This window comes from Clostridium tarantellae, assembly GCF_009295725.1.
GTDB lineage: Bacteria > Bacillota > Clostridia > Clostridiales > Clostridiaceae > Sarcina > Sarcina tarantellae.
In genome coordinates, this window is record NZ_WHJC01000626.1 from 1 (window position 1) to 555 (window position 555).

Here is a 555-nt window from a genome sequence, read left to right on the forward strand (position 1 = left end):
ATATAGAGTATGAAAAAAAATTTATTTAAAAATACAAAGAATGTTTAAAAAGCAATAAAATGCATAAAGATATAACTTTAGATAATAATTCTATTTTTTTAGAAAATTTTATGGATAGTTTATTAAATAATAAAGATGTAGAAAGATTTTATAATGATAATAAAAGTGAAGTTGTTAATATATATAAAGAGTATGCAGCTGATTTTAATACTTTTAAGGAGATTACAAATGAAGATGCTAATAATAAATTAAATAAATATATAGAAAAATATAGTTCTTTAATAATTAATAAAAGTTTTTGTGATTTTATTTCTTTTAAGTGGGGACAAGATAGTTATAATAAAGTTAAAGAATGGATAGAGAAATCTTTAATTAAATCTAAAGAATTATTACAGTATAATGAGGAAAATAATATTGAAAAAAGGAAAATATTTTTAGGCAATGAAAAATTTATTTCAAGTTATGAAAAACAATTAAAAGAAGTAGATACCACTATAGAATTTGTAAGTATAAAAGAAAAAAAAGATTATATAAATTGTTTAGCTATTATTAAAC

General features: G+C 17.7%; 1 protein-coding gene. It reads left to right on the top strand.

The genetic code is table 11. The features are described from left to right. Nucleotides 1-59 precede the first annotated feature (59 nt). Nucleotides 60-555 (top strand): hypothetical protein (locus GBZ86_RS16680; protein ID WP_152892511.1); only part of this gene is annotated, 496 nt, incomplete at its 3' end.